The sequence below is a fragment of the Cedecea sp. AS113 genome (genome assembly GCF_037152415.1).
Classification (GTDB): domain Bacteria; phylum Pseudomonadota; class Gammaproteobacteria; order Enterobacterales; family Enterobacteriaceae; genus Cedecea.
The window spans coordinates 29199-41007 of record NZ_JBBCMI010000021.1; the positions used below are offsets into that span (position 1 = coordinate 29199).

At 53.4% G+C, this 11809-nt stretch carries 10 protein-coding genes; all 10 read right to left on the reverse strand.

Going from position 1 to position 11809, the window contains the following annotated elements; translation table 11 throughout:
* Window positions 1-45: 45 nt before the first annotated feature.
* A complete protein-coding gene (locus tag WFN87_RS20055; RefSeq protein ID WP_008455636.1) occupies window positions 46-1389 on the reverse strand; it encodes a 6-phospho-beta-glucosidase in 1344 nt (447 codons plus the stop codon).
* Window positions 1390-1479: 90 nt separating this feature from the next.
* Complete coding sequence (gene chbR, locus WFN87_RS20060; RefSeq protein ID WP_034808027.1) at window positions 1480-2316, reverse strand: transcriptional regulator ChbR; 837 nt, start codon at window positions 2314-2316, stop codon at window positions 1480-1482.
* Between the two features lie 11 nt (window positions 2317-2327).
* Complete coding sequence (chbA, locus tag WFN87_RS20065; RefSeq protein WP_008455638.1) at window positions 2328-2678, reverse strand: PTS N,N'-diacetylchitobiose transporter subunit IIA; 351 nt, start codon at window positions 2676-2678, stop codon at window positions 2328-2330.
* Window positions 2679-2733: 55 nt separating this feature from the next.
* Complete coding sequence (gene chbC / locus WFN87_RS20070) at window positions 2734-4092, reverse strand: PTS N,N'-diacetylchitobiose transporter subunit IIC (protein WP_008455639.1); 1359 nt, start codon at window positions 4090-4092, stop codon at window positions 2734-2736.
* 90 nt (window positions 4093-4182) lie between these two features.
* Complete coding sequence (locus WFN87_RS20075; RefSeq protein ID WP_008455640.1) at window positions 4183-4506, reverse strand: PTS sugar transporter subunit IIB; 324 nt, start codon at window positions 4504-4506, stop codon at window positions 4183-4185.
* Between the two features lie 265 nt (window positions 4507-4771).
* The gene (gene phoH / locus WFN87_RS20080) at window positions 4772-5560 is read right to left on the reverse strand and encodes a phosphate starvation-inducible protein PhoH (RefSeq protein ID WP_008455641.1); all 789 of its coding nucleotides are present in this window, start codon (window positions 5558-5560) and stop codon (window positions 4772-4774) included.
* 704 nt (window positions 5561-6264) lie between these two features.
* Window positions 6265-7551, reverse strand: coding sequence for an iron uptake transporter deferrochelatase/peroxidase subunit (gene efeB, locus WFN87_RS20085; protein ID WP_336983881.1), 1287 nt, complete (start codon window positions 7549-7551; stop codon window positions 6265-6267).
* A 5-nt stretch (window positions 7552-7556) separates the two neighbouring features.
* Window positions 7557-8681, reverse strand: a complete 1125-nt coding sequence (gene efeO, locus WFN87_RS20090; RefSeq protein WP_166875266.1) for an iron uptake system protein EfeO — start codon at window positions 8679-8681, stop codon at window positions 7557-7559.
* A gap of 64 nt (window positions 8682-8745) precedes the next feature.
* Window positions 8746-9579, reverse strand: coding sequence for an iron uptake transporter permease EfeU (gene efeU, locus WFN87_RS20095; protein WP_008455644.1), 834 nt, complete (start codon window positions 9577-9579; stop codon window positions 8746-8748).
* Between the two features lie 329 nt (window positions 9580-9908).
* Window positions 9909-11417: a sodium/proline symporter PutP gene (gene putP, locus WFN87_RS20100; protein ID WP_166875269.1), complete on the reverse strand. Its 1509-nt coding sequence runs from the start codon at window positions 11415-11417 to the stop codon at window positions 9909-9911.
* Window positions 11418-11809 lie beyond the last annotated feature (392 nt).

Here is an 11809-nt window from a genome sequence, read left to right on the forward strand (position 1 = left end):
AGCATCCCTCTTGAGTGGCCCTCCCCGTCCGGGGAGGGCAAGACATTACGCCAGTTTTTCGATAGTTTTCGCAAAGTTTGGCAGATGGGCTTTATGGGCAAGCAGCATCTCTTTGGCAATCACTTCCGCATCCTTGTCAGAGTGGATAAGCGGGCTCAGGTTCAGCGCCAGCAGCACATCGTTGAATTCACCGCTCAGCGCCGCCTGGCTCGCCGCCACTTCGAAGCCTTTGATGGTATGAATCAGGCCCATCACTTTCTCGTCGAAGTGAGTCACGCGCGGGTGCGGTCTTGCGCCATCACGGCCAATGATGCTGGTCGTTTCGATAGCCCAGTCCGCCGGGATATTGTCCACGTGCCCATGGTGCGGGATGTTCACGTAGTGCTCGGTCTGCTTATCATTGTAGATAGCGCTGATCACTTCGCATGCGGCGTCAGAGTAGTAAGCCCCGCCGCGCAGCTCCAGCTCTTTCGGCTTCACGTCCAGGTTAGGATCTTTATACAGTTCGAACAGCTGTTTTTCGACCTTCTGCACCACGGAAGCGCGCGCGCCACCTTTGTAGAACTCGCCCATTTCGATGGCCAGCATCTCTTTCTGCTTGAAGTAGTACAGCAGGTAAGAGCACGGCAGCAGGTTCAGAGAACGAATCAGCCCTTCGCTAAACGGCATATCGAAGATGTTTTTCACCGAGTTAGCGCTCAGTTTACCGCTGGCTACGCCATCCAGCAGTTCGGCAAAGCGGGATTCGCCGTTCACCAGCACATCTTTGATGAACACCATGTGGTTCAGGCCGAAGAGATCGATGCCCAGATCATCTTCCGGGGTCAGCTTCAGCACGTCGGTAATAAACATCTTCATGCCAACAGGAATGTTGCACACGCCGATGAATTTTTTGAAGTTGGTGTGGCGGAATACCGCCTCAGTCACCATCCCGGCCGGGTTAGTGAAGTTGATAACCCACGCATCCGGGCAGATTTCCTGCACGTCTTTGATGATGTCGAAAATCACTGGAATGGTGCGCAGCCCTTTGAACAGGCCACCCGCGCCGTTGGTTTCCTGGCCAAGATAACCGTGGCTCAGCGGAATACGCTCATCCAGCTCGCGCGCTTTCAGCTGGCCCACGCGCAGCTGGGTGGTCACGAAGTCCGCGTCTTTCAGCGCTTCACGGCGGTCGAGGCTCTTGTGTACCGTCATCGGCACACCGGCGTGCTCAATCATGCGCTGGCAAAGATTGAAAATTATATCCTGCTTTTCTTTACCGGCTTCGACATCCACCAGCCAAAGTTCGGTAATCGGTAGTTCATGATAGCGCTTAATAAAACCTTCAAGTAATTCTGGGGTATAGCTGCTGCCGCCACCGATAGTAACAACTTTTAATTTCTTAGTCATACAGGCTCCCGTACAGCGCCACGCGCCGTATTTAGAAAATTGAATAAGTTAATAAAAACGCAATATTGACCGTGGTAATTAACCAGCACCTTAATTAATGCTGTACAATTTCTTCCGATAACTATTTGGCGTAAAAGAGGTGACCTTTTTAAAGTTCTTAATAAACATGCTGGGGCTGCTGTAGCCGGACTCAAAGGCAATATCGGTCACCGATGAGTTAGTAATCTCCAGCTGCTTCTTGGCAAAATTAATGCGGATTTCGTTAATAATCTGCATCGGCGTTTTGCCATAATAGCGCTGAGTGGCGCGCGTTAAATATTCCTGCGACTTACCCGAAAGCGCGACCATGTTTAATAAGGCTTTGTCACCAAAACGCATTTTGTCGTGCATCCCTTCAACGGTGGATTTTAACCACAATGGAATATCATCCTGATTTTCCGACTCCCGATAATGGCGCAGTCGATTGACGACATAAAAACTCACCATTTCGAGGAACTCGTTAAATTCCCCTTCGCGGAAATTAAACGAGGCAATCACCGATTCCATAAACGCCAGGAATTCATCCTTAATCTGGTAAACCTGTGAGGCCACCAAATGGGACGGCAGCAGCGGCATATAATGCTGTTCAAAGAACTGCTGACTGATCCCCACGTTAAATAACCGGGTCGCACCAAACTCGTAGAAACTCTGATGATGGGAACCGACCGGAATAAAGACAAAATCGCCTCGCTCCATCAGTACGCGCTTACCGTTAATTTCCTGGTAGTAGCGCCCGGTCAACACGATTGTGAATTCGTAGTAGTCATGCTGGTGCAGCCCGCTCACGCTCTCTTCTTTGGTGTAGATAAACGCATGGAAACACTTGCCGTTAAACAGCTGGCTTTCACGAACAATGTTAATTTCCATATTGTCTATCTCTGGCTGCATATGCTGACCTGCTACTTGTCCATTTTCTCGTGCAATTCAATCAACTCGGTGACCAGCTCACGCGCCAGCATCGAAGTCATCAGGTGGTCCTGCGCGTGTACCAGCACCAGGCTCACTTTGGTTTTGCCTTCGCCCTGGTCGCCTTCAATCAGCTTAGTCTGCACCAGATGCGCTTCGTTCAGCGCCGTGCGGGACTGGTCCATCATCTCTTTAGCCCCGGCGAAGTCACCCTGCTTGGCCTTTTTGAGCGCGCCGTAGGCTAGGCTGCGGGCCTGGCCTGAATTGATGATTAAGCCCATCACCACTTCTTCGAGATCGTCCACTTCTACTTCAGTTTCAACAACATTATCTAAATCAAACATAAGCGTGCTCCCCGGATTCTGAAAACGGGGGAGGCATTCCCTCCCCCGGCTGAACTTAGAATTTCAGTGCGTTAGCGATATCTTCTTCGCTTTCTTCTTCTTCAATAACCGCCTGTGCCTTGTTGGACAGGATAACGAACGGCATGTACACCAGCGTTGCAACACCCAGGTTGAACAGCGCCACCAGCAGTGCAGCGACGCTGCCGTTACTGTTGAAGAAGGCGCCCAGGCCGGTAGGCATGGTCCACGGTGCCAGGTTGGTGACCGGCGGGATAATGCCCATGGAGTACGCAATCAGGGTGATCGCGGCCAGAATCGGCTGTACCGCCACAAACGGGATGAACATGACCGGGTTCATGATGATCGGCAGACCAAACAGAATCGGTTCGTTAATCTGGAAGATGCCTGACGGCAGCGCCAGCTTAGCCACCTGACGGTGATCGGCGCGGCGAGAGGCGATGAAGATAGCGATAATCAGACCCAGCGTCGCACCGGAACCCCCCAGCAGGATGTAGGAGTCGAGCATTGGTTTCGCCCAGAAGTGGAACTGTTTGCCCGCTTCGATAGCGGCTTCAACAGAACCGTACTGCTGGTACAGCGCCACGTTTTCCAGCGCCCATGGGGTCATGATGCCGTTATCCAGAGCGGTAAGCGCCAGGGAACCGTGAACACCGAAGAACCACAGCAGGGAGTTGAAAATCACGTATGCCCAGCCAACCACGCTCCCCATTGACGCCAGCGGAGTCGAAATGGAGTCCATGATGATCTGGTGGAAGTTGCTGCCGTAGTGAGACAGCGCCCAGGAGATGATCCCGAAGATAGACAGAATCAGGAAGCCTGGGATTAACGCCGAGAACGAGCGGGATACTGAGGCCGGTACGCTGTCCGGCAGGGTAATTACCCAGTTCCGGCGCACAACAAAGGTAAACAGCTCCGCGACAACCAGACCGATAATCATACCGGAAATAATATTCTGGCCGCCTAACCAGTTAGCGCCCACGGCATAGGCTTCGCCTACGCTATATGGCGTAACGGTCATAAAGGCTGCGACGGATAATAAGCCCGCGGCCAAAGGATCGACCTTTCTTTCTTCAGCTAATGCCATGCCAATGAAAAAAGGCGCCATCAGCGACATTATGCCCAACGTACCGTTGTACACATTGCCGCCGATAGCTTTAAACCCATTCAGGGTTTCAATGGTCTCGGGGTCTAAACGGATGCCTAACGAGTAGAAGAATGACCCTGCGCCGAAGCTCAGGAATACGTTGTTGATCAGAACAAACATTGCCCCCGTTAGGGTTAATGGCATTAATTTAATAAAACCGTTTTTAATGGCATTAACGTGAGGCTGCTTTCCTATTTTTACAGCAAAAGGCAGGAGAACCTTCTCAAGTGAATCAATGACTTTACTCATATTATAAATATCCTTGAAAGCCGTAATTACTTACGGCTGTAGGTGTAAGTCGCTCTTTGACGGAAAATTAAACAAAACAAGAATAAAAAATTAACTCTCGGCCGCTGCTTTCTTAATTGCTGCCACAGCCGCTTTCAACACACCCAGCCCATCGACTTTACCGTACAGAGCAGAATCGATAACTTCTACAGGCTTGGTGGGCAACAATTTCTTGATATCTGCCTGCATGTAGGCAATTTGTGGCCCGAGCAATACCAGGTCCGCATGTTTCCCTTTCTCGCTGGCCAAAGACTCAGAGAAAGCTTCAATTTCTACCGGCACTTCATACTTTTCGGCCTGCGCTCGCATTTTGGTCACTAACAGCGAGGTTGACATCCCAGCGGAGCAGAACAGGTAAATTTTTTTCTTTTGCATAAGTTGTTCCTCAAGTCTCAATACGCTGTAACGGACTTCCGTGGCATATTGTTGCTGTTCCAAAGCGGGTTTGTGGAGAGAGACTATTGTCTCTGCTTGAGGAAAGTATACGGCATGCATTCTGAAGAGAGATAATTCTCATGCCTCATAAATTGTCTCTCCTTGACCTGGCGTTATGACCCCCTTCACAGTTTGGCCAAATAATTCGCGCAAATAAAAAAGCCCAAACCGAAGTTTGGGCTTTTGTCTAAATCGTTGAAGACCGTCAGTCGTAGGCGTTCAGCGTGCGCTGGCAGAGGGCCGAGCGCACACAATCCTGCTTACCAAAGCGAACAACGCCGACCATGTCATCCTCTTCAAAACGGTTCAGCGCATCGCTTAAACCGGACGGTACGCCCGCAGGTAAATCGCACTGCGTGATATCGCCATTGACGATAACCGTCACGTTTTCCCCGAGGCGGGTGAGGAACATCTTCATTTGCGCTGCGGTGACATTCTGCGCCTCATCCAGAATAACCACGGCATTTTCAAAAGTGCGTCCGCGCATATAGGCGAACGGCGCAATCTCAACCTTACCAATTTCAGGCCGCAGGCAATACTGCATAAAAGACGACCCTAAACGTCGCACCAGGATGTCATACACCGGGCGGAAATACGGGGCGAACTTTTCTGAGATATCACCGGGGAGGAAGCCGAGATCTTCATCGGCCTGCAGCACCGGACGGGTAACAATAATCCTGTCGACATCCTTATGTATCAGGGCCTCAGCGGCTTTTGCCGCGCTGATGAACGTCTTGCCACAGCCGGCTTCGCCGGTAGCAAATATCAGCTGCTTTTTCTCGATGGCATTAAGATAGTGCGCCTGAGCTTCATTCCGCGCTTCGATAGGTGAATGGTCGCGGCTGTCGCGCGCCATGCCTATAGATTCTACGCCGCTCATCTGCACAAGCGTGGTGACCGATTCCTCTTCACGCTGCCGGTGGCTACGCGAATCCCGTCTCAGCACACGTTTTGCTTCGCGACGAGCTTTGATCACAGCTTTCTGTCTTCCCATGGATGGCACCTTACAGTTGGTTTCATTTCCCGCGCCGTCTGGACAGGCGCGATTATGGCCACTAACGGATGAGGTTTGGCTTCCTTGTAAGCCATTAACTGCCGGTTGAGAGGGTGCGTTAAGCGAACGCGAAACGTTGCCTGACGCACCGTTAGGACGCTGATTTGACTCTGAATGGGGAAATTTAGCGGTGAAGATAGCGAAGCCGGAGGAGAGGCCTCCGCGCTGGGTAGTGCGGGTAAAGTGTTTAAGTAACCGTCCAGTACAGGACCCAACCATTCGCGATCTCCGTAGTGATTAAACGTCACAGCAGGGAACTACCGCTCATGCTTTAAGTACACCAAACATCACCCAAAATGCAACATAAATTTCACTTTTAAGTAACGTTTAATCGCAATCCGCTGCTGTGTACCGTTTTCGCACATCAATATTACAGAAATATATCAGCGGGATAGTCATAGGGAATTGTCATGAATAATTGGGGGAGCGAATTGTTAGCAAATGAAAATCTACATAAACCACTCTCAATAAGAACGGCTAAGGTTTCCCTCAGTCACAATGTCGCTTCTGGATTTACCCTCTCCCTGGCAGGGAGAGGGAATAAATAATGCTCCCGTCGACTGTTTTCTCCCTCGCCCCTGTGGGGAGAGGGCCGGGGTGAGGGGAAGATTCGTTCCCGGCTCTCATCACCGGTACGGCAATAATTACGCCTCAATCATCCCCTGCCCCAGATAATGCTGTTTATCCGGCACGCCCGGCAGCGCGAAGAAATACCCACCGCCGATCGGCTTGATGTACTCTTCCAGCGCCTCGCCGTTCAGCCTGCTCTGCACCGTCAGGAAGCCTTTTTCAAGGTCATGCTGGTAGCAGACGAACAGCAGCCCCATGTCGAGCTGGCCGGATTTGGTGGCGCCCAGTGAATAGCTGTAGCCCCGCCGCATCATTAGCCCCGACTGCGTCTCTTTGGTCCTTGGATTTGCAAGGCGGATATGGGCATCCAGCGCAATCACATCGCCGTCCGGATCGGCAGCGTAGTCCGGCACATCATGCTCATTTGTCATACCCAGCGGCGCACCGCTGTGTTTCTCTCGCCCGAAGATAGTCTGCTGCTCTTTCAGCGGCGTACGGTCCCAGGACTCAACGTGGAACTGAATAATGCGCACGGCCTGATAGCTACCGCCGGTAGCCCAGGCTGGCTCCTGCTGTTGCTTCGTTACCCAAACCACGTCGTCCATCAGTGGTTTATCATGGCTGTCAGGGTTGGCCGTGCCGTCTTTGAAGCCTAACAGGTTGATGGGCGTCTCTTTCCCTCGGCTGCGCGCCGCATGGTTGGAGATGAACCCTTCCCGCTTCCAGCGCACGCTGAGGAGATCTGGCGTGTGCTTGATAATATCGCGCAACGCGTGGATCACAGTGTCGTTGGTGTTGGCACAAATCTGCAGCAGCAAATCGCCGTGACACAGGCTGGCATCCAGCGAATCATTCGGGAAACTGGTCATTGGCTGTAGCTTTTTCGGCATCTGCTTTTGCAGGCCAAAACGCTCGTCAAACAGCGAGCTGCCGGCAGACACCGTGATCGTCAGGTTATCCGGGTATATTTCCGCCCCAAGAATGCCAGAGTCCATCGGCGGTAACCGTGGATTTGGCGTTTCCGGTGCCGGGCCGCCGCGGGTCAGGAAGTCAAAGCGGGCGGTCAGCAAGCGGAACAGACGTTCGAGGTCGGCTTTGTCACTGGCCAGCACGTCAAACGCCACGAGCATCATGGCGGCCTGCTGGGGTGTCAGAATCCCGGCCTGGTGTTCACCATACAGCGGTTGGCTTTCAAGGCGACCATCCGGCGGCAGCGTGCCCGGCGAAGAGGCCGGATTCGCCGCATGGGCCGCCATCGGGCACCCGCCGCCCACGGCAAAAGCGCCCCCAAGGGCGCCCAGTGTTTTCAGCAGCTGGCGGCGCGCCGGTTGGTGCGCGCCGGTGTTGTCTTTATTGCTCATGATGCTTAGTCCAGGCCCATCACGCCGCGCAGCTGAGACAGGTCTTCCGCAAGCGTCGTGATCGGCCCTTTCAGTGCCTTGCGATCGTTATCCGTCAGCTTGTCGTAGGTTTCAAACCCGTCTTTGGTGCGGTACTTCGCCAGAATGGCGTCAACTTTCTTGAAGTTGGCATCCACTTTCGCCAGCAGCGCCGGGTTCTCTTTGGTCAGTTGAGGACGCAGCAGGTTAACGATTTTCTGCGCGCCGTCGACGTTCGCCTGGAAATCCCACAGGTCAGTGTGGCTGTAGCGGTCTTCTTCCCCGCTGATTTTGGTCGCAGCGACTTCTTCAATCAAGCCAGCTGCACCGCCAACTACTTTGCTCGGCGGGAAGGCCAGCTCGGAAACACGAGTCTGCAGATCCAGCACGTCGGCGTTCAGCTTGTCGGCAAACTGCGCGGCGTCTTTGGTGGTGTTGTCGCCAAACAGGATCTTCTCCAGACGGTGGAAACCGGTGAATTTCGGGTCATCCGCTTTTTTCTCGAAGTCGTCTTCACGGGCATCAATGCTGCTGTCGAGGTCTGAGAACAGCTCAGCAATCGGCTCAATACGCTCGTAATGCTGACGAGTTGGCGCATACAGGGCTTTGGCTTTCTCTAAATCGCCGGCTTTCACCGCGTCGGTAAAGGCTTTGGTGCCTTTCACCAGCTCAGCCACTTCAGCGGTCACGTAGGCTTTGTATTCGGTGATTGGGCCGGTCAGCGCCAGCAGATCGGATTTAGGCGCTTCCTGTTTGCCGGTCGCTTTCACCACCAGCTTGCCTTTCGGGTTGGTCAGCAGACCGCAGGTCATGTCGTATTCACCCGGCTGCAGGTTAGCGGTCAGCTTCTGGGAGAAGCCCGGCGCGATGTTTTCACGCTCTTCCACTACCATCACCCCTTTCAGGATCTCCCACTCCAGCGCTTTCTGGCTGTTATTCTGGATAATGAACTGGGTCTTCCCGGCGTTCACGGTCACATTCATCGGCTCACATTGTTTATCCGTGACGGTGACTTTTACCTGGGGAATGTCCGCCGCCTGCGCGGCAAAGGTGGAAGAGACAAGCGCGAGCAGCGCAACGTGCAGTGCCTTCAGACGAAAATGTTTGGTCATGACCTATCCCTATTAAACAATGAGTAGTTATCACTGAACGGCGGGTCACCCCGCCGGAAATCAATTAACGAGCCGTATTGGTCGCCTGGTTGTTCACGCGCGGCGGCATAAAGAACAGCACCAGCGCCGGAATCAGATAGATGAAGTACATCGCTACTTCGCTCACGGTTGGGGTTTCCTGATAACCAAAAATCCCCTCCAGCAAGGTGCCGGTCAGCGAATGGGTGGAGAGCGTGTTGCTCATATCAAACGCGATGTCCTGGAAGTGGTTCCACAGCCCGGCTTCGTGGAATGCGCGCACGGCACCGGCTGCAAGGCCTGCGGCCACCAGCAGAATAAACAGACTGGTCCATTTAAAGAACGCGCCTAAATTGAGACGAATCCCGCCCCAGTAAATAAGGAAGCCTAAAACGATGGCGGTGGCCAGGCCCAGCATCGCCCCCAGCGGTGGCCAAATGCCCACGTCCTGTTGGAAAGCCGCCAGCAGGAAGAACACCGACTCCAGACCTTCACGCGCGACGGCGAAAAAGACCATCATGATCAGCGCCCAGCCGTGGTTGCCTTTGCTGTGCAGCGCGTTATCCACCGCCTGCTCCAGCTGCACCTTGACGTTACGGGACACTTTACGCATCCAGAACACCATCCAGGTCAGAATAAACACGGCAATAACCGCCACGATCCCCTCAAACAGCTCCTGCTCTTTTTGCGGGAACTCGCCGGTGGTTTCATTGATGAAGATACCGAGGCCCAGGCAAAGTGCAGCGGCGGCAAAAACGCCAATCCACATCACGGCTATCCACTGGCCGCGCTGGGTACGCTTCAGATAGCTGGCAATCAGGCTAACGATGAGCGCTGCCTCCAGCCCTTCGCGTAACATGATGAGAAACGGAACAAACATGCCAGACACCTCAGATGTGAATACAAGTCAATTGACGTAAAGAAAAGTAAACCATAACGATTGTGATTATCATTAGCGCTGAAAAGAAAAACAAGAGACGGGGATTACATATTTATGACCAGATGTAAAAAGGGCCGGATTAACCGGCCCTTCAGACTGATGACAACCCTCTGACGAAAGAAGAAATATCAGACAGCTCGTTAAAAAACAGGAAAATCAATTCATTGATTTTCGGCTACTCACCACAAAGAGGGAAAAACCACGCTTTTTTCCTCTTTGTCAGCAACCTATAAAGGGCCGGATTAATCGGCCCTGTAAAAGATCACCTGTTACTCAGGCTGCAGCTTGCTCGGCGGCGCGGTGTGATAAACCGCATCAGCTTCGGCGAAACGCTTCTGCATGGACGTTGAAGGTGCTTTCCCCAGCAGGCTCACCGCCACAATCGCCAGACTGGCGAAAGCGAAACCAGGGATAATTTCGTACAGCCCCAGCCAGCCAAACTGCTTCCAGACCAGCACGGTTGCCGCCCCGACAATCATCCCTACCAGCGCCCCGTTGCGGGTCATGCGTGACCACATCACCGAGAACAGCACCACCGGGCCAAACGCCGCGCCAAAACCGGCCCAGGCGTAGCTGACCAGGCCCAGCACGCGGTTTTCCGGGTTAGCGGCCAGGGCAATCGCCACCAGCGCCACCACCAGCACCATCATGCGCCCTACCCACACCAGCTCTTTCTGGCTCGCGCCTTTACGCAGGAATGCTTTGTACAGATCTTCGGTAATCGCGCTGGAGCACACCAACAGCTGGCAGCTCAGCGTGGACATCACCGCCGCCAGAATCGCGGAGAGCAACACCCCGGCAATCCACGGGTTGAACAGGATTTGCGCCAGCTCGATAAACACCCGTTCGCCGTTTTGCGTCACCGCCCCGGCCTGCTCTGGGTTGTTGTTAAAGTAGGCAATCCCGAAGAAGCCCACCGCGCAGGCACCCGCCAGGCAGAGGATCATCCAGGTCATACTGATGCGCCGTGCGTTCACGATGGTGTGGTGTGAATCCGCCGCCATAAAGCGCGCCAGAATATGCGGCTGGCCAAAGTAGCCCAGGCCCCAGCCCATCAGCGAAACGATAGCGACAAAGTTCAGCCCTTTCAGCATATCGACGTTTTCGATGCTCTTTTGCTTAATCACCATCAGGGAATCATCGAGGCCGCCAACGGCAATGATCACCATCACCGGCGTCAGAATCAGCGCAAAGATCATCAGGCTGGCCTGCACGGTATCCGTCCAGCTCACCGCCAGGAACCCGCCCACAAAGGTATAGAGGATGGTAGCGGCCGCCCCGGCCCACAGCGCCGTTTCGTAGCTCATGCCAAAGGTGCTTTCAAACAGGCGCGCCCCGGCCACGATGCCGGAAGCACAATAAATGGTGAAGAACAGCAGGATCACCAGCGCCGAGATAATCCGCAGCAGGCGACTGGAGTCTTCAAAACGCCCGGTAAAGTAATCCGGCAACGTCAGCGCATTGTTGTTTAATTCCGTGTGAACGCGCAGGCGCCCCGCCACTAATTTCCAGTTGATCCACGCCCCTAAGGTCAGGCCGATGGCGATCCAGCTTTCTGAAATCCCGGAGATAAAGATCGCGCCCGGCAACCCCATTAACAGCCAGCCGCTCATATCCGAGGCGCCCGCCGACAGCGCGGTCACCACGCTCCCGAGGCTACGGCCGCCAAGAATATAGTCGTCAAAGCTGCGGGTTGAACGCCAGGCGATAAAGCCGATGAGAATCATGCCAAAGATATAAACGAGGAAGGTCACCAGCATCGGTGTGCTAATTGTCATTCAGACTTCTCCATAGCTATTACGCCTGCTCTCTCTGACCAGGCTGCTTCGCGCCGGAACGAGGCGCTGTGTTGTTATCGTGATGTAATGGGGAATGCATCCTGCCGGAACCCTTTATTTTTCACAAACGATTTAACACGGCATTTACATCGTTTGCATCTGCCTTAGGTAAGCATTTTTCGCCAGGTTGCACTTACTCACACTTTTAGCGGTTGCACCGTTAAAAAGTGTTAACTTCATCAATAAATCTAGCGTTCCGCTTCCCGCTACGTCAGACGATTTTCTTATCTTACTGGTAACAATTCCTCTTTTTTGCGGGCCCTTTATCGGCTTCGATTTAACAAGGTTGCACAAAGTTGCAACTTAATAGATATTGCTGGCTAACAAAGCAC